The sequence below is a fragment of the Reyranella sp. genome (genome assembly GCF_017305915.1).
Classification (GTDB): Bacteria; Pseudomonadota; Alphaproteobacteria; order Reyranellales; family Reyranellaceae; genus Reyranella.
On sequence record NZ_JAFKJN010000016.1, the window covers coordinates 86,127 to 102,075 of the forward strand.

General features: G+C 67.1%; 16 protein-coding genes. 4 read left to right on the top strand and 12 right to left on the bottom strand.

The features are described 5' to 3' along the window. The 3 genes from J0J01_RS14905 to J0J01_RS14910 all read left to right on the top strand — a co-directional run bounded on the left by J0J01_RS14905 (position 1) and on the right by J0J01_RS14910 (position 3,734). Positions 1-1,635: a hypothetical protein gene (locus tag J0J01_RS14905; RefSeq protein ID WP_296381876.1), complete on the top strand. Its 1,635-nt coding sequence runs from the start codon at positions 1-3 to the stop codon at positions 1,633-1,635. Between the two features lie 192 nt (positions 1,636-1,827). Further along, positions 1,828-2,031, top strand: coding sequence for a UvrB/UvrC motif-containing protein (locus J0J01_RS32735; protein WP_365737224.1), 204 nt, complete (start codon positions 1,828-1,830; stop codon positions 2,029-2,031). An 11-nt stretch (positions 2,032-2,042) separates the two neighbouring features. Then, positions 2,043-3,734 (top strand): hypothetical protein, encoded by a 1,692-nt coding sequence (locus tag J0J01_RS14910; RefSeq protein ID WP_296381879.1) that lies wholly within the window; start codon positions 2,043-2,045, stop codon positions 3,732-3,734. Between the two features lie 100 nt (positions 3,735-3,834). Here J0J01_RS14910 and J0J01_RS14915 read toward each other — a convergent pair whose 3' ends face one another. After that, positions 3,835-4,704 (bottom strand): dioxygenase, encoded by an 870-nt coding sequence (locus J0J01_RS14915; RefSeq protein ID WP_296381881.1) that lies wholly within the window; start codon positions 4,702-4,704, stop codon positions 3,835-3,837. After that, positions 4,704-5,273, bottom strand: a complete 570-nt coding sequence (locus J0J01_RS14920; protein WP_296381882.1) for a GNAT family protein — start codon at positions 5,271-5,273, stop codon at positions 4,704-4,706. Before J0J01_RS14920 ends, J0J01_RS14915 begins: the two co-directional genes overlap by 1 nt. Positions 5,274-5,480: 207 nt before the next feature. Here J0J01_RS14920 and J0J01_RS14925 point away from each other — a divergent pair, with 207 nt between their 5' ends. Beyond that, a complete protein-coding gene (locus J0J01_RS14925) occupies positions 5,481-6,332 on the top strand; it encodes an aspartyl/asparaginyl beta-hydroxylase domain-containing protein (RefSeq protein ID WP_296381884.1) in 852 nt (283 codons plus the stop codon). A gap of 115 nt (positions 6,333-6,447) precedes the next feature. On the opposite strand, the gene J0J01_RS14930 is transcribed toward J0J01_RS14925, so the two are convergent. The 10 genes from J0J01_RS14930 to ctaD all read right to left on the bottom strand — a co-directional run bounded on the left by J0J01_RS14930 (position 6,448) and on the right by ctaD (position 15,946). Further along, on the bottom strand, positions 6,448-7,716 hold the full coding sequence (locus J0J01_RS14930; protein ID WP_296381887.1) for a pitrilysin family protein: 1,269 nt from the start codon (positions 7,714-7,716) through the stop codon (positions 6,448-6,450). After that, positions 7,713-9,158 (bottom strand): threonine synthase, encoded by a 1,446-nt coding sequence (gene thrC / locus J0J01_RS14935; RefSeq protein WP_296381889.1) that lies wholly within the window; start codon positions 9,156-9,158, stop codon positions 7,713-7,715. Before thrC ends, J0J01_RS14930 begins: the two co-directional genes overlap by 4 nt. A gap of 7 nt (positions 9,159-9,165) precedes the next feature. Further along, entirely contained in the window at positions 9,166-9,417 is a 252-nt protein-coding gene (locus J0J01_RS14940) for a DUF1272 domain-containing protein (protein ID WP_296381891.1), read from the bottom strand. 9 nt (positions 9,418-9,426) lie between these two features. Then, a complete protein-coding gene (locus tag J0J01_RS14945) occupies positions 9,427-10,929 on the bottom strand; it encodes a carboxypeptidase M32 (protein ID WP_296381892.1) in 1,503 nt (500 codons plus the stop codon). Beyond that, on the bottom strand, positions 10,926-11,675 hold the full coding sequence (locus tag J0J01_RS14950; protein ID WP_296381894.1) for an SURF1 family protein: 750 nt from the start codon (positions 11,673-11,675) through the stop codon (positions 10,926-10,928). Before J0J01_RS14950 ends, J0J01_RS14945 begins: the two co-directional genes overlap by 4 nt. Positions 11,676-11,744: 69 nt before the next feature. Beyond that, positions 11,745-12,623 carry a cytochrome c oxidase subunit 3 gene (locus J0J01_RS14955; protein WP_296381896.1) on the bottom strand — a complete coding sequence of 293 codons (879 nt, stop codon included), beginning with the start codon at positions 12,621-12,623 and terminating at the stop codon, positions 11,745-11,747. Between the two features lie 3 nt (positions 12,624-12,626). Further along, complete coding sequence (locus J0J01_RS14960) at positions 12,627-13,208, bottom strand: cytochrome c oxidase assembly protein (RefSeq protein WP_296381898.1); 582 nt, start codon at positions 13,206-13,208, stop codon at positions 12,627-12,629. Beyond that, complete coding sequence (locus tag J0J01_RS14965; protein ID WP_296381900.1) at positions 13,208-13,351, bottom strand: hypothetical protein; 144 nt, start codon at positions 13,349-13,351, stop codon at positions 13,208-13,210. The genes J0J01_RS14960 and J0J01_RS14965 overlap by 1 nt, the downstream gene beginning before the upstream one ends. A 5-nt stretch (positions 13,352-13,356) precedes the next feature. After that, positions 13,357-14,271 carry a heme o synthase gene (locus tag J0J01_RS14970; RefSeq protein ID WP_296381901.1) on the bottom strand — a complete coding sequence of 305 codons (915 nt, stop codon included), beginning with the start codon at positions 14,269-14,271 and terminating at the stop codon, positions 13,357-13,359. Between the two features lie 46 nt (positions 14,272-14,317). Continuing rightward, entirely contained in the window at positions 14,318-15,946 is a 1,629-nt protein-coding gene (gene ctaD, locus J0J01_RS14975) for a cytochrome c oxidase subunit I (RefSeq protein ID WP_296381902.1), read from the bottom strand. Positions 15,947-15,949 lie beyond the last annotated feature (3 nt).

The following is a 15,949-nucleotide window of genomic DNA, read 5'->3' on the forward strand; positions in this document are numbered from 1 at the left end:
GTGCACCGGCTCGTCGAGCTTGCCGGGACACTGCCGGGCTTCCTCACCTATCTCGCCGTCCTGCTGGGGCTCGGCGGATTGGCGGCCTGGGAGATCGTGCGCGGCAAAGGCGGCCGCGCATTCGGCTGGGTGGTCGTCCTCCTGCTGGCGAGCCTGACCTTTCGCTTCGGCGACGACACCGGCCATCACGTCTATCGCATCGCCGTGCTGGCCGAGCAGCTGCGCCGCGGGACGCCGAGCCTGCTGGTGACCAACCCCGTCACCGGCGAGACCTTGCCGATCTTCGTCTACTACAGCTTCGTCCCCTACCTGCCGGCGGTCGCGCTCGACCTCGTCGGGTTCACCGCGCATGTCGCCTTCCGTCTGGCCATGGGCCTGTCCCTGGTCGTGCTGGCGCTCGGCCTGGTGCGGCTGATCCGCCTCGCCCGCGGCCGCGAGGCGCACGCGGCATTCCTGGCCGCGATCCTCTTCCTCTGCAGCAACTACGTCTACAATCTCTGGCTCTCGCGCCAGGCTTACGCCGAGATTTGGGTCTATTGCCTCATCCCGTGGCTGACCCTGACGCTGATCCAGACGCGCGCGCTCACGCCGCTTGTCGTCCTGCTCTTCCTGCAGATGACCGGCCATCCGCTCGTCTTCCTCCAGGCCTTCGCCTGCTCCCTGCTGATGGCCTTGGCCCTGTCCGATGAGTCGCCAGCCGCCCTGCTGCGCCGCTATGCCGGAGCGACGGTGCTCGCGGTGCTGCTCGCCCTGCCGTTCTGGCTGCCGCAGGCGCTCTGGCAATCGCTGATCCAGGGACCGGCCGCCCTGCCGGCGCGCTTCGCCGACACCTTCCTGTCGTTCCGCGAGCTGGTCGACTGGCGCTTCCTGTTTGGGCTGGGTTTCGCCCTGCCGATCGCCGTCGTGCTGGCGGTCGTGCTTACGCGCGCGCGGCTGTCCGGGCGTGCCTGGATGCTGGCCGCCGCCCTGCTCGCCGCGGTGGCGATCCAGACCCAACCTCTGCGGCCGCTGGCCGAACGTCTGCCGCTGCTGCCGACTTCGTTGTTCGTCTGGCGGCTGATGCTGCCGGCGGCCCTGCTGGCCTTCGTCTTCCTCCTTGTCGCCTGGCCGTCGTGGCCGCGGCGCGACGCCGTGCTGGCGGCGCTGGCGCTGCTGTCGCTCGCCAGCATGGGCGCGATGCTGGTCGTGCGCGCGCCGGACGGGCTGCAACGTCTGGCCGGCCGCGCGCCCGACGACACGGCCTGGATACGCACTTACGCAGCGACCGAGACGGTGTGGGGCCGCAGCGAGTTCCTGCCCAACTATAGGGGACTGCCGCAACGCTGCGGCGATGCCCAGGCCGTGTCCTTCGGCGACCTGCAGCGGGGCATCCACGTAACGTCCGATTACCTCTCCGTCCGCGCCGCACCGCTCGCTGGCCTGGAATATTCACCCAACGAAGCGCGGGTCGCGCCGACCGCCTGCGGCAAGGATCTGACGCTCGGGCCGTTCCGGCCAGGCCTGATGCTGCAGGTGAACGAATCCAAGCTGACGAGGATCCTGTACGCGCGAATTGCCGCCCTGGTCCTGTGCGCGACAATCGCCGGCCTGTGGTTTGGCCTGCACCGCCGCGCGGTCACGCGGCTGGCCGCTTGACCGTCCACACCGGCATCGGCAGCGAGCCGGTAATCGCCGGAGCGCACGCAGCATTTCGCTGGATCTTCTTATGCTCTACGCTGCTCCCAATGCCACGAGATCCTTCGCTGTGCCCCGGGCAACGGAAAGCGGAAAGCGTGTTACCGGCAGCGCAGCCACTCGACGATGCCCGTCGGGATGAGCGAGAAGCGCATGCACGACGCCGCGGCCAATCTTGAGTTCGAGGAGGCCGCGCGTGTCCGAGATGATATCCGCGGGCTCGAGACTAACGAGCTCGAGCCGTTGGGCCAGGCGGCCTTAGCCATGGCCGACATTAATCCCGCCCGAATGCAAAACAGCGGCGTCTTACGGCGCGCTCACCGGCTCGGGCGACCACGGCAAGCAGGCCCCGCGTAGCGGGCGTTGAGATGGTGCAGCAGATCACCGAGTTCCTGGCCACGCCGGGCATCGCGATCTATTTCGTCAGTCTAGTCGTGATGGGGGGACTCGCCGCCCTCGAGATCGTCCGGGGCAAAGGCGGCCGCGCCTTTGCCTGGGTGGTCGCCATCGTGCTTGTGGCGATTTCCTTGCGCTTCGGTCAAGATTTCCTGCACCATCTCTATCGCATCGACCTACTGGCTGAACAGGTGCGCAGTGGCACGCCCAGCCTGCTCGTGACCAATCCGACCACGGGCGAAGCGCTGCCGCTCTTTGTCTACTACAGCTTCGTGCCGTACTTGCCGGCGGTCGCGCTCCAGGTCGCGGGACTGCCCGCTTATGTGGCGATGCGGCTGACGATGGGGCTGGCGCTGGTCATTCTGGCCCTTGGCCTGACGCGGCTGATTCGCCTCAACCGACACAGCGAAGACACCTATGCGGCGTTCCTGGCCGCGATCCTCTTTCTCTGCACCAACTATGTCCACAACCTCTGGATCGTGCGCCAGGCCTATGCCGAGATCGGGGTCTACTGCCTGATCCCCTGGGTGACGCTGACGCTGTTACAGCGGCGCGAGATTGTGCCGCTGACCGCCCTGCTCTTTCTGCAGATGACAGGCCATCCGTTGGTGTTCGCCCAAGCCTTCGGATGCTCTCTGTTGATCGCCTTGTCTCTGACGAGGGAAGCCCCGGTCAAAATCCTGAGCCGCTACGCCTGGGCAACGATCATCGCCCTCGTACTCGCGACGCCGTTCTGGCTGCCGCAGGTTCTGTGGCAGTCGCTGATCTTGGGGCCAACGGTGCTGGCGCGTTTCGCCGACGGGTTCCTGTCGTTCGGCGACGTCGTCAACGGGTTTCATGCGCAAGGTATGGGCTACGCGCTGCCGATCGCGCTGGTCTTGACGGTCGTGTGGTCGCGCGGCCGCCTGCCGGCGCGGGCGTGGATGCTGCTTGTCGCAGTCCTCGCCTTGGTGGCAATCCAGACCCGGCCCCTCATTCCGATCGCCGAGCATCTGCCGCTGCTGTCCACCTCGCTGTTCGTCACGCGTCTCATGCTGCCGGCGGCTCTGCTCGCGTTCGCCCTGCTGCTGGTGGCCTGGAAGCCGCAGCCGACGCGCAATACCGTCCTGGCCGGGCTGACGCTGCTGTCCCTCGCCACCTTGGAGTTGGCGTTGGCGGTGCGCGCACCGCCCAGCCTGCGAGCGCTCGGGACTTTTTCCGAGGCCGAGTGGATACGGGGCTACCGGCGGGAGCATGGATGGGGCCGGCTCGAGTTCCTGCCCGACTACGCCGGCCTACCTCAACGCTGCGCCGAGGCGCAAAAGGTGTCATTCCAGGAGTTGCAGCACGGCGTGCGCGCCATCTCAGCCTACATCGCCATCCCGGCGGCGCCGCTCGGCGGCGTCGACTATTCGGTCGACAGCAAGCCGGCGCCGCTCGCCGCCTGCGACGAAGCCCTCGTAATCGGTCCCGTCACCCCAGGCGCGGATGTGCAAGTGTCCGACGCGACACTCGTCCTTGTTCTCTACGCACGGCTCGTCGCGCTGGCGATCTGCGTCATCGGCTGGCTGGCCTGGATGTATGCCGCGGACGGGCAGTCAGGCCGCGGGCGCGGAGGAGAAGCCAGCGGAAAGGACTCTCTCGGCACGAGTTCCTTGGGCAATGGCCGGCGACTCGCTCCTTAATCGCCGAGCACATTCTTGCGCCACTGCGCGCCAGCGCTACCCCATCGTGCTCTCGCTCGTACAGCCGTAACAATTTTCGAAATTTTCTGCTCGCAGGCGGCTATGCCGCCGGAAGCTTAAGGTCGAGCGTCGCGGTCCACACCGGCATCGGCAGCGAATTGCCGGCGGCGAGGTTCGCCGGCAGGCGGGCGCGGTCGGTCTCGCGCTTGAACGGCAGCACCAGCCCGCCGCGCACGCCGAACACCGCATCCCGGTCGAGATACTTGTCGTCGTCGGGGAAGAACTCGGTGATCAGCGGCGTCCGGCCCGGCGCGTGGATGATCATGTGCAGATGCGCCGGCCGCCAGGCATGGCGGCCGAGCGCGCGCAACATGTCGCCGGCCGGCCCGTCGTCCGGCACGGTGTAGGAGACCGGCCGCACCGTCGAGAAGGCGAAGGTGCCGTCGTCCGCCACCTTGAGCCGCGCGTGATAGTTGGTCGGGCTCTGGCTCGCGTCCTGCTGGGCGTACATGCCGTTGCCGGAGTTCTGCCACAGCGCCAGCACGGTGCCCTTGGCCGGCGCGCCCCTGTCGTCGGCGATCTTGCCGCTCACCACCAGCGGCTCGCCGACCTGGTTCTTCCAGAGGTCGCCGCCGTTGGGCAGCTCGGGCGCGCCCTCGATATGGAACGGCCCCAGCACCGACGACGGCGTGCCGGACTTGGCCGCGTTCACCATGTCGACCAGTGACGACACGCCGAGCAGGTCGGAGAACAGGATGTACTCGTTGCGCTTGTCGTCGGTGAACTTCATCGCCCGGGTGAGCGCGTCGATCGCAGCGCCCCATTCGGCCTGGGTGAGCTTGTTCTCGCGCACGAAGCTGTGCAGATGGCCGGCGAGGCTGACCAGCAGCTCGCGGGTGCGGGCCGAGGGCGCGTTCTTCGCGTACTCGGCGAAGGCGTCGGTGATGGTGGTGGGCGTCAGATTGCGCATCAGCGACTCTCCCGGAGTATCGCGTCGTAGTCGGCGCGCAGCAGCGCGAACAGCAGGTGGTCGGCCCATTGGCCGTTGATCCTGAGATACTGCCGCGCCAGCCCTTCCTCGTGGAAGCCGGCCTTTGCCAGCACCGCCTTCGAGGGCTCGTTGTGCGGCAGGCAGGCGGCCTCCAGCCGGTGCAGGCGCAGTTCGTCGAACACGAAGGGCAGCATCGCCCTGAGCCCGTCGGTCATCAGCCCCTGCCCGGCGTAGGGCTGGCCCATCCAGTAGCCGACCGACGCGGCCTGGGCGACACCGCGGCGCACGTTCGAGAGATTGATGCCGCCGACCAGCCGGCGCTTGTCGTTGAGGAAGACGAACAGGCCGTAGGCCTCGCCCGCGCGCCATTCGCGCACCTGCTGGCGCAGGCGGCGGCGAAAATGGTCGCGGCCCAGCGAATCGTCGGGCCAGGTCGGCTCCCAAGGCGTCAAGAAGGCGCGGCTGCGGGCCCGCAGTTCTGCCCATTCCGGCCAATCCTCCATGGTGGGCGCGCGCAGGAAGACGCGCCTACCCTGGATCCGGGTCATGCCCGAAAGCGAGATCGGAACGTCAGCGAAGCGAAACATCTGCCCCTGAGTGTAAGCCCTGTGTGCAGAATTGTTACATGATTTCCGGGGCTTGGGGTAAGATTTTACCTCTATTCCCTGTACCCCCGCGTCAAATCTCTGTCTTGAAAACAGCGCGTTGACGTAAGAAGTTCCCCGCCTGAATTGGACAGCAGGTCACCCCCGCCCATGCAAGCCAGTGATACTCCCGGCATCGGCCAGAAAGGCCGTTTTTACCTGACCAAGCACATCTGGGTGCCGCAGGAGCCGATCGAAAACTTCAATCTGCGCATGTCGGACATGATCCTGCGCCGCATGCCCAAGCTGCCGCTGGGCGGCGAGGACGCGATCCGGAAGTTCCCGGTGCTCGGCGAACTCAAGAAGAGCCACGACAAGATCAAGGCCGACCTCGAATACCTGCTGAGCCATCACGACGAGATCCCGGCGCTGCACGAGGTCCATCCGCGCGACCTGTACGTGCATGGTCGCGCCTGGCGGACCTTCCTGCTGAAGATCTGGGGCCACGAGATCAAGGAAAACACCGCGGCGGTGCCCGATACCTACGAGGCGATCTCGCGCATCCCGGGCGTCCACACTGCCCTCTTCTCGATCCTGCACGGCGGTGCCGAGATCACGCCCCACCGCGGCTCAGCAGCGGGCGTCATCCGCTTCCACTATCCGCTGATCGTGCCGAAGGAGCCGGAGAAGTGCTGGATGGAGGCCGGCGGCCACCACTTCTTCTGGGAAGAAGGCGTACCGATAGTATTCGACGACACACGCGAGCACTGGGTCAAGAACCAGACTGAGGAAACACGCGTCGTGCTGATCATCGACTTCGACGCCAACATGCCGTTCCCGGTGAACCTCTTCACCACGCTGCGCTACAACCTGATCCGGCACTCCACCGAGGTGCTCGCGGTCAGGGAGCGCGCCGCCATCGGCGTGCCGCCGCGGCCCAAGTCGCCCTCGCCGACGGTCTCACAGGGTGTGATCAGCATGGCGAGCCACACGACCACCCCGGTCTCGGTCGAGAAAAAGTAGATTCATCGGACCGCGGACCTCCAGGTCCGCCTTTTGTCATCCTGAGCGCAGCGAAGGATCTCATGCCGGTTGCAAGCGGCGACGAGGTCCTTCACTTCGCTCAGGACGACAGAGCCTAAGCCGCCAGACGCGCGGCGATCTTTTCCAGCGACTCGAGCTCTTCGATCGGGCCCAGCGCGGCGAGTGTGAGCTTGCCTTGCAGCAGGCGGCGGGCGACGCGGCGCACGGCGTCCTGGTCGACCGCCTCGATGCGGGCGACGATCTCGGCATAGGGAATCGGCCGATTGTGGATCAGCAGGTGGCGGGCCGCCTGCTCGCAGCGTGAGCCGCTCGATTCCAGGGCCATCAAGGTTCCGGCCTTGATCTGGTTGCGGGCGCGGATCAGCTCCTGCTCGCTGAGCGAGTCGGCGACGCCGACGAATTCCGCGCACACCGCCGGGACCAGCTCGGCGAGGTCGTCTTCGCCGGTGCCGGCATAGATGCCGAACAGGCCGCCATCGGCGTAGGCCGCGTTGAAGCAGTGGATGCCGTAGACCAGCCCCCGCTCCTCGCGGATGCGCTGGAACAGGCGCGAGGACATGCCGCCGCCGAACAGCGTCGAATAGATCGCCGTCGCGTAGTAGTCCGGATCGCGATAGCCGATGCCCTGGCAGCCCAGCACCAAGTGCGCCTGCTCGAGCGCCCGCGCCTCGCGGCCGTCGCCGCCGACATAGGCGAGCGGCACCGGCCTGTCGGCATTGGCGGCGGTGCGCGGCACCGAGCCGAAATGCTTCTCGGCGAGGTCGACGATCTGCGCGTGCTCGACCCGGCCCGCCGCCGACAGCACCATGTTGCCGGCGGTGTAGTGGCGCGCCAGGAAGGCGAACAGGTCCTGCCGGCCGATCGTCTCCACCGACTCAGCCGTGCCCAGCACCGGCCGGCCGAGCGGCTGGTCGGGCAGCGCGGTCTCCTGGAACTGGTCGAAGATCAGGTCGTCGGGCGTATCGAGCGCCTGGCCGATCTCCTGCAGGATGACGCCGCGCTCGCGCTGCAGCTCGTCGGGATCGAACACCGAGTTGCGCAGGATGTCGGCCACCATCTCGACACCGAGGCCGACGTCCTCCTTCAGCACCGAGGCGTGGTAGGCGGTGATCTCGCGGCCGGTATAGGCGTTGAGGCTGCCGCCGACATTCTCGATCTCCTCGGCGATGGCGCGCGCCGAGCGGGTCTTGGTGCCCTTGAAGGCCATGTGCTCCAGCATGTGCGCCATGCCGTTGAGCTCGGCCGACTCGTGGCGCGTGCCGCAGGCGACCCAGATGCCGAGCGAGGCCGATTCGACCTCGGGCATCTCGTCGACCGCGACCCTGAGGCCGTTGGCGAGGGTGGTGACCTTGACGCCGCTCATGTGCGCACCCGCGGACGGCTCTCGAGCGCGGCCATGCGATCGTCGATCAGCTCCTTCAGCGCCGCGACGTCGTTGGGGAGGCCATCGACCCGCTCGGTGCGCTGATAGAGATCGGCCAGCCGGGGCGGCAATACCGGCCGCTCGCCGGTCGCCTTCTGGACGGCGTCGGGGAACTTGGCCGGATGCGCCGTCGCCAGCACGACCATCGGCACGCTGGGATCGCGGCGGTGCTGCTGCGCCACCGCGTAGCCGACGGCGGTGTGCGGATCGAGCGTCTCGCCGTAGCGCTTGCGGCAGCTGGCGATGGCCGCCAGCGTGCCGTCGTCGTCGAGCCGGCCGGCGTCGAAGACCTCGCGCACATTGCCCAGCGCATTGGCGCCGACCTTGAGCGTGCCGGTGGCACGGAAGGCGGTCATGGCGTCGGCCAGCGCCCTGCCGTCGCGGCCGTAAAGGTCGAACAGCAGCCGCTCGAAGTTGCTCGAAATCTGGATGTCCATACTCGGGCTGTAGGTCGGCACGACTTCGGAGGCGGTCATCGTGCCGGTCTCGAAGAAGCGCGCCAGGATGTCGTTGGTGTTGGTGGCGATCACGAAATGCGACACCGGCAGGCCCATCTGCTTCGCGGCGTAGCCGGCATAGACGTTGCCGAAATTGCCGCTCGGCACGGCGAAGGCGACCGGCTTGTCCGGCGCGCCGAGCTTCAGCGCCGCCCAGAAGTAATAAACGATCTGCGCCATCACACGGGCGAAGTTGATCGAGTTGACCGCCGTCAGCGCATGGCGGTCGCGGAAGTCGAGATCGTTGAAACAGGCCTTGGCGAGGTCCTGGCAGTCGTCGAACGTGCCTTGCACCGCGATGTTGTGCACGTTGGGCGCCAGAACGGTCGTCATCTGGCGGCGCTGCACCTCGCTCACCCGGCCGCGCGGATGAAGCATGAAGATGTCGATGGTGCGCCGGTCGCGTACCGCCTCGATCGCTGCCGAGCCGGTGTCGCCCGAGGTCGCGCCGACGATGGTCGCATGGGCGTGGCGTTGGCTCAGCGTGCGGTCGAGCATCAGGCCGAGCAACTGCAGCGCCACGTCCTTGAAGGCGAGCGTCGGGCCGTGGAACAGCTCGAGCAGATGCAGGTTGTCATCGAGCGGCTTCAGCGGCGCCACGTCGGCCACGTCGAACGAGGCGTAGGCCTCGGCGATCAGCCGGCGGAAGGTCATCTCGTCGAAGGTGTTGCCGACGAAGGGCTGCATGACGCGATAGGCCACCTCGCGGTAGGGCTTGCCCTTGAGCGCGGCGATCTCGGCTTTGGAGAACAGCGGCCACTCGGCCGGCAGGTAGAGGCCGCCGTCGCGCGCGAGGCCGGCGAGCATGATGTCCTCGAAGCCGAGCGGCGCCGGGCTCCCGGCCCCTCCAGCGGCAGAGCCATGCCGTGTGCTGATGTAGTTCATCGGATGCCTAGGCAACCTGCTTGCAGGCGGCGTGGTCCTTATTCACCCGTTTGGTCGAGGCCGGATACTTGGCCAGCATGCGCTCCGGCCGGGTCGGCCGTTTGACCAGGTCGCCGCCGCAGTTGGGGCAGGCGCCACCCAGCCGGCCGTTGGCGCAATCCGCGCAGAACGTGCATTCGAAAGTGCAGATCAGCGCGTCCGGAGCGCCGTTCGGCAGGTCCTTGTCGCAGCATTCGCAGTTGGGGCGGAGGTCGAGCATGGGTCCCTCTTACGCCGACAGGTAACGGGATTCCAGATGCGCCTTGAAGGCCGCGGTGCTGAGCGGCGCACCGGTCGCCTGTGACAGGATGGTGTCGGTGTCGGCAATCGATCCCTTGCCGTGCACATTTGCGCGCAGCCAGCCCAGCAAGGGTGCGAAATCGCCCTTGCCGATGGCCCCCAGCAGGTCCGGCACCGCTTTGCGCGCTGCAGCAAAGAGCTGCGCCGCCGCCAGCGCGCCCAGGGTGTAGGTCGGGAAATAACCCCACGCGCCGTCCGGCCAGTGGATGTCCTGCAGGCAGCCGAGCGAATCGTTCGGCGGCCCGACGCCGAGCAATTCCTTCATGCCATCGTTCCAGGATCCCGGCAGGTCGGCCAGCGCCAGGTCGCCGCCCAGGATCGCCCGCTCGAGGCGATAGCGCAGCATGACGTGCAGCGGATAGGTCACCTCATCGGCATCGACGCGGATGAAGCCCGGTGCAACGCGCGTGTAAATGCGATGGATGTTGTCGGTCTCCCACGCCGGGCCCGACTTGCCGAAGACGGCGCGGATGCGGCTCGAGGCGAAGGCCACGAAAGCGTCGGAGCGGCAGGCCTGCATTTCCATCAGCAGCGACTGGCTCTCGTGAAGCACCATGCCGCGCGCATTGCCGACCGGCTGGCGGCGCCAGTCGCGCGGCCGGCCGACCTCGTAGAGCGCGTGGCCGGTCTCGTGCAGCACGCCCATCAGCGCGCGGGTGAAGTCTTCCTCGTCGTAGCGCGTGGTGATGCGCACATCGTCGGCGGTGCCGCCGGTGAAGGGATGCGCCGAGACGTCGAGCCGGCCGTGATGGAAGTCGAAGCCCAATGTCTTCGCCATCTCGAGGCCGAGCTGGCGCTGCGCCTCGACCGGGAACGGCCCATCGAGCGGCAATGGTGCCCCTGCCCGCTTCTGCGCCTCCATCACCTTCTGCAGCATCGCCGGCAGGAAAGCCTCGAGCTCGGCGAACAGCGCGTCGATGCGGGCCGAGCGGCCGCCCGGCTCGTACTCGTCGAGCAGCGCGTCGTAGAGCGGCAGGCCGAGCGCCGCGGCCTTGGCCTCGCCGACCCGCTTGGTGATGGTCACCACTTCGGTCAGCGTCGGCAGCAGCGCCTTGAAGTCGGCCTTCTTCTTGGCGTCGCGCCAGACCATCTCGCAGGCCGACGACGCCCGCGTGCGCGCCTCGACCAGGTCGGACGGCAGCGCGTTCTCGTGGATCCAGGCATGGCGCATCTCGCGCAGATTGGCGGCACGCCAGGGATCGAGGTCGGCCTTGCCGTCCTCGGCGCGCGACAGCAGCTCGGCCATGTCGGGTGCCACCATCATCTCGTGGCCGATCACGCCCAGCGCCGCGAGCTGGTCGGCGCGGTCCTCGCTGGCGCCGTCCGGCATCATGGTCGAGCGGTCCCAGTTCAGGATGGCGCCGGCGCGGCTGACCGCGCTCATGCGTGCGAAGCGGCGCTCCAGCTCGGCGTAGGGATCGTTGGCGATCATGGGCTCTTCACCTTCGTGCGGCCGTTCACGGTGAGCCGGCCGTTCTCCCAATGATAGGCGAGATAGACGCCGAGGCCTGCCAGCGCGATCAGGAACCAGGTGATGGCGTACTGCAGATGGTCGTTGGGGATGTCGAGCCGCGTCTGGCCGCCGATCGGGACGCCGCCCGGGTTGGGCGTAGCGTCGGCCTCGAGGAAGAAGATGTCGAGCACCGGATCGGGCTTGCCGCCCGCCATCTGGCGCATCAAGGGCACGTCGACATGGAACCAGAAGTTCTTGGCCGGGTCGTTGTCGGGCGCGAACTGCCGTTTCACCTGGCTGCGCCGCACGATGCCGGTGAGGTCGAGCTTGCCGGGCACCTGGCCCTCGGCGCGCTTGGCCGGGTCCTTCTTCTCCGACGGGATCCAACCGCGGTCGAACAGGATGATCGTGCCGTCGTCGAGCCTGAGCGGCGTCACCACCTGCATGCCGACCTTGTCCTTGAGGCTGCGGGCAGCGAGGTAGAACTCCTTGTCGTGCAGGAAGGTGCCCGAGACGCGCACGCGGCCGTACTCGCGGCGCAGCGGGTCGCCCGTCACCAGCTCGTCGAACGGCATCGGCGCCGCCGCCTGGTTGACGGCGATGAGGTCGAGGATGCCGCGCTTCCATTCGCGCCGGTCCATCTGCCACACGCCCAGCCCGAGCGAGAACAGGATGATCGGCAGCATGATTGCGGTGGGCCAGAAGATCGGCCGCAGCCTCAGCATTGGCAGGGCTCCAAAAGACGAACCGCCGGGGGAAGGCCCGGCGGTTCCGATGATAGACGTTCGCGCCGGCTAGTGGGCGGCGATCGGGGCGTTGCCCGAGCCCCACCAGTAGATGCAGAAGAACAGGAACAGCCAGACCACGTCGACGAAGTGCCAGTACCAGGCAGCGGCCTCGAAGCCGAAGTGCTGCTCGGGCTTGAATTGGCCCTTCATCGCCCGGAACAGGCAGACGAGCAGGAAGGTGGTGCCGACCAGCACGTGGAAGCCATGGAAGCCGGTCGCCAGGAAGAAGGTCGACGAATAGATGTTGTCCCGGAAGCCGAACGGCGCGTGGAAGTACTCGAAGGCCTGGATGGCGGTGAAGCAGGCGCCGAGGATCACCGTCAGCAGCAGGCCGCGGACGGCGTCGCGCTGGTTGCCCTCGAGGATCGAATGGTGCGCCCAAGTGACCGTGGTACCCGAAAGCAGCAGGATCAGCGTGTTCATGAACGGCAGGTCGAATGGCGCGATGACGTGCACGCCCTTGGGCGGCCACATGCCGCCGTTGGCCTCGGTGCGCAGCGGCATCTCGGCCGCCGAGTGGAAGATCGAGGCGTCGAAGAAGGCCCAGAAGAAAGCGGCGAAGAACAGCACCTCCGAGGCGATGAACAGGATCATGCCGTAGCGCAGACCGAGCTGGACGACTGCGGTGTGGTACTTGCGCGATTCGACGATGACGTCGCTCCACCACCAGTACATCACCGCGAAGATGATCAGGAAGCCGGGGGCGACGACCCACCAGTTGACCGCCTCGACGAGCTTCTTGCTGAAGTCGCCGAGCATGTCGGGATGCATGCCGATTGCGGCGCCCATGGCGAGCAGGAAGGCACCGAGCGCGCCCAATGCCGGCCACGGGCTGGGATCGACGAGATGGTATGGATGCTTCGGTGCGCCGTGCGAATCGGCCATGGATCAGCCCCCTTTTCCGGTTCCGTTGTTGGCGGACAAGCCGCCGAGCAAGGTCTTCGCCCGCTCCGTCTTCGCTTCGTAGAAAGTGTAGGACAGCGTGATGGTGCGGATGTCGTCGTAGCGCCGGTCCTTGTCCATGTCGGCGTCGACGAAGAACACGACCGGCATGTCGACCGACTGCCCGGGCTGCAGCAGCTGCTCGGTGAAGCAGAAGCACTGGATCTTGTTGAACCAGCCGGCGGTGCGCTCGGGCGTGACATTGTAGGTCGCAGTGCCGACGATCGGCCGCTGCGAGACGTTGGTGGCGCGGAAGAAGACCAGCCTCTCCTCGCCCAGCTTGACCTTGATCTCGCGCTGCACCGGCTCGAAGCGCCAGGCGAGGTTGGGATCGACGTTGGAATCGAAGCGCACCGTGACGGTGCGGCCGATCACCGGCCGCTCGCCTTCCTGGGCAACCAGCGGCGTGCCGCCGAAGCCGGTGGCCTTGCAGAACGCCTCGTAGAGCGGCACCGCGGCATAGGCCAGCCCCAGCATGCCGCCGACTACGGCGACCAGCGTCCAGGCAATGCGGGCGTTCTTGTCCATCAGCCCTTGCCCCCCATGCGCACGATGGTGAGGCCGAAGAAGATCGCGGCGAGGCCGAGCAGGCAGAAGAACATGAAGAGGTTCTTGCTCCGCTGCTGGCGGTGGCGGTCGCTGTCGCCGGGACGGCGGTTGTCGTCAGCCATGACGCTCATCCCACGAGCAGCCGGTCGAGCGGCAGCGCCGCGAACAGCACGGCGAGATAGAGCAGCGAGAACTTGAACATGCGCTTGGCGGCGGCATGGCCGCGGCGGTCGTCGGCGGCCCGCCACACCGTGACGGCATGGGCGATGAAGCCGGCGCTGAGCACGACCGCGATCGCACCATACAGCCAGCCGACCGCGCCGAGCAGGGTCGGCGCAAGCGCCACCGGCACCAGCACCAGGGTGTAGACCAGCATCTGCTTCTTGGTCTCGCGCGGGCCGGCTACCACCGGCAGCATCGGCACGCCGGCGCGGCGATAGTCGTCGCTGCGATAGAGCGCCAGCGCCCAGAAGTGCGGCGGCGTCCACAGGAAGATCAGCAGGAAAAGCGACAGGCCGACCAGCGAGACGTCGCCGGTCGCGGCGGCCCAGCCGATCATCGGCGGGAAGGCGCCGGCGGCGCCGCCGATCACGATGTTCTGCGGCGTGCGGCGCTTCAGCCACATCGTGTAGACGAAGACGTAGAACAGGATCGCGGCGGTGAGCAGCGCGGCGGCGACGAAGTTGGTCGCCAGCGCCATCAGCAGCACCGAGAAGATCGACAGCAGGACGCCGAGGCCCAGCGCATCGTCGGGCTCGACCCGGCCGGCCGGCAGGGGCCGGTTGGCGGTGCGCGCCATCAGCGCGTCGAGGTCGCGCTCGTACCACATGTTGATGCAGCCGGCCGCTCCCGAGCCCAGCGCGATCGCCAGCACCGCCAGGAAGACCTCGAACGGATGGATATGCACCGGCGCGATCATCACGCCGATCAGGCCGGTGAAGACCACGAGCGACATCACGCGCGGCTTCAGCAGGTCGACATAATCGCGCACGCGAGCGGGCGCGGGGGCGGTCGTCCAGAGAGTCTGTGCGGTGTCGGTCATGCCCTATTCAAGACGAGGGCGCCGCTGGGGCGCCCTCGCTCCGATCCTAGTGGTGAGCCGTCGGCGAGATGTGCGGCAGCTCTTCGAAGGTATGGAACGGCGGCGGCGAGGCCACGGTCCATTCCAGCGTCGTGGCGCCCTCGCCCCAGTAGTTCGCGCCGACCCGGCGGCCGGCGAACATTGTGCCGAACACCACGAAAATCAGCCAGAAGATGGTCGCGCCGAACGAGATGAACGCGCCGATCGACGAGATCAGGTTCCAGTGATGCATGGCGTCGGGATAGTCGACGTAATGGCGCGGCATGCCGGCGAGGCCCGAGAAGTGCATCGGGAAGAACGTCAGGTTGACGCCGATGAACATCACCCAGAAGTGCACCTGAGCCGCCCACTCCGGATATTGCCGGCCGCACATCTTGCCGAACCAGTAATAGAAGCCGGCGAACATGCCGAACACCGCGCCGAGCGACAGCACGTAGTGGAAGTGCGCGATCACGTAGTAGGTGTTGTGGAGCGCGTAGTCGACGCCGGCATTGGCCAGCACCACGCCGGTCACGCCGCCGACGGTGAACAGGAAGATGAAGCCGATCGCCCACAGCATCGGCACCTCGAGGCGGATCGAGCCGCCCCACATGGTGGCGATCCAGGAGAAGATCTTCACGCCGGTCGGCACCGCGATCACCATGGTAGCCGCGACGAAGTAGGCGCGGGTGTCGACGTCCATGCCGACCGTGAACATGTGGTGCGCCCACACGACGAAGCCGACGACGCCGATCGCCACCATCGCGTAGGCCATGCCCAGATAGCCGAAGATCGGCTTCTTGGAGAAGGTCGAGACGATGTGGCTGACGATGCCGAAGGCCGGCAGGATCATGATGTACACCTCGGGATGGCCGAAGAACCAGAAGAGGTGCAGGAACAGCGTCGGGTCGCCGCCGCCGGCCGGATCGAAGAAGTGGGTGCCGAAGTTGCGGTCGGTCAGCAGCATGGTGATCGCGCCCGCCAGCACCGGCAGGGCGAGCAGCAGCAGGAACGCCGTCACCAGGATCGACCAGGCGAACAGCGGCATGCGATGGAGCGTCATGCCCGGCGCGCGCATGTTGAAGATGGTGGTGATGAAATTGATTGCGCCCAGGATCGAGCTGGCGCCCGCGATGTGCAGCGAGAAGATCGCGAGATCCATGCCCGCGCCCTGCTGGATGGTGAGCGGCGGATAGATCGTCCAGCCGGTGCCGACGCCGCCGCCGACGATGGCCGACAGCAGCAGCAGGATGAAGGCTGGCGGCAGCAGCCAGAAGCTGATGTTGTTCATGCGCGGGAAGGCCATGTCGGGCGCGCCGATCATCAGCGGCACGAACCAGTTGCCGAATCCGCCGATCAGCGCCGGCATGACGACGAAGAACACCATGATCAGGCCGTGCGCGGTCACCACCGTGTTCCACAGATGGCCGTTGGGCGTGCCGTCGCCGGCGTTGAAGTACTGCACGCCGGTGTCCATCAGCTCGAGCCGCATCACCACCGAGAAGGTGGCGCCGATGAAGGCGGCGATGATCGCGAACACCAGGTACATCGTGCCGATGTCCTTGTGGTTCGTGCTGTACAGCCAGCGGGTGATGCCCGACGGCGTGTGATGGTCGTCGTGATGGGCGTGGGCGTGGGCGGAGGGCGCGGTGGCCATTGA

Coding starts and splice junctions, on each gene's coding strand:
- J0J01_RS14920 (WP_296381882.1), bottom strand. CDS start 5,273: ATGACCCGGATCCAGGGTAGGCGCGTCTTCCTGCGCGCGCCCACCATG.
- J0J01_RS14930 (WP_296381887.1), bottom strand. CDS start 7,716: ATGAGCGGCGTCAAGGTCACCACCCTCGCCAACGGCCTCAGGGTCGCG.
- J0J01_RS14955 (WP_296381896.1), bottom strand. CDS start 12,623: ATGGCCGATTCGCACGGCGCACCGAAGCATCCATACCATCTCGTCGAT.
- J0J01_RS14940 (WP_296381891.1), bottom strand. CDS start 9,417: ATGCTCGACCTCCGCCCCAACTGCGAATGCTGCGACAAGGACCTGCCG.
- J0J01_RS14970 (WP_296381901.1), bottom strand. CDS start 14,271: ATGACCGACACCGCACAGACTCTCTGGACGACCGCCCCCGCGCCCGCT.
- J0J01_RS14925 (WP_296381884.1), top strand. CDS start 5,481: ATGCAAGCCAGTGATACTCCCGGCATCGGCCAGAAAGGCCGTTTTTAC.
- J0J01_RS14910 (WP_296381879.1), top strand. CDS start 2,043: ATGGTGCAGCAGATCACCGAGTTCCTGGCCACGCCGGGCATCGCGATC.
- J0J01_RS32735 (WP_365737224.1), top strand. CDS start 1,828: ATGCACGACGCCGCGGCCAATCTTGAGTTCGAGGAGGCCGCGCGTGTC.
- J0J01_RS14965 (WP_296381900.1), bottom strand. CDS start 13,351: ATGGCTGACGACAACCGCCGTCCCGGCGACAGCGACCGCCACCGCCAG.
- J0J01_RS14950 (WP_296381894.1), bottom strand. CDS start 11,675: ATGCTGAGGCTGCGGCCGATCTTCTGGCCCACCGCAATCATGCTGCCG.
- thrC (WP_296381889.1), bottom strand. CDS start 9,158: ATGAACTACATCAGCACACGGCATGGCTCTGCCGCTGGAGGGGCCGGG.
- J0J01_RS14915 (WP_296381881.1), bottom strand. CDS start 4,704: ATGCGCAATCTGACGCCCACCACCATCACCGACGCCTTCGCCGAGTAC.
- ctaD (WP_296381902.1), bottom strand. CDS start 15,946: ATGGCCACCGCGCCCTCCGCCCACGCCCACGCCCATCACGACGACCAT.
- J0J01_RS14960 (WP_296381898.1), bottom strand. CDS start 13,208: ATGGACAAGAACGCCCGCATTGCCTGGACGCTGGTCGCCGTAGTCGGC.
- J0J01_RS14945 (WP_296381892.1), bottom strand. CDS start 10,929: ATGATCGCCAACGATCCCTACGCCGAGCTGGAGCGCCGCTTCGCACGC.